The sequence below is a fragment of the Ureaplasma diversum NCTC 246 genome (assembly GCF_000731915.1).
GTDB classification, from domain to species: Bacteria; Bacillota_I; Bacilli_A; order Mycoplasmatales; family Mycoplasmoidaceae; genus Ureaplasma; species Ureaplasma diversum.
On record NZ_JFDP01000116.1, the window covers coordinates 1 to 585 of the forward strand.

General features: G+C 29.4%; 1 protein-coding gene. It reads right to left on the reverse strand.

Going from position 1 to position 585, the window contains the following annotated elements; genetic code table 4:
• Positions 1-585, reverse strand: a 585-nt coding sequence (locus tag UDIV_RS04700; RefSeq protein WP_038103797.1) for a hypothetical protein, incomplete at both ends; no start/stop codon positions are given.

The following is a 585-nucleotide window of genomic DNA, read 5'->3' on the forward strand; positions in this document are numbered from 1 at the left end:
TACATTATAAAGTCCATATCTCAATATTGTCGTTGGTCTTTAGTTAATGTTTTTTCATAGAATAATTTACTTAAAAATAATTCGTTATTATGATTTGATTCTTGGAATTTTTTGTTTCATTTATCTGAACCATAAATTACTCGATTGAAATACCATAACATTGTTCCTAATGGTTTATCTCCTATTTTTCAATAGTTTCATCTATCTTCTTCAGTCCAACTTTCAGTATTGAAGTATTCCGCTTGATTTTTTCTTAGTCTGATTGCGTCTTCATAAGCTTGACGAACTCCAAATCCATCATCTTCAGTTGGTGGTGGCGGTAATGCTTTTCTATGATATTTACCAAGTCTATCAGGGATATTATCTAAATAATTTTCACCTTCGTCTAACCCTTTTTTTAATTCTAAGAAGAATAGATGTTGTCTTCTAAAACCTGCTTCTTTTTTTAGTTCTTCAACACTTCATTGAGAGTTGTTCTTAAGTGTATTTAGCATTGATTTTAAATGGTCTAATTTAAAACCTTTATCTGTAAAAATTGGTTCGTGATGGTTAATATAAACTGAAGCTTTTGCAAGAGTTGGATAT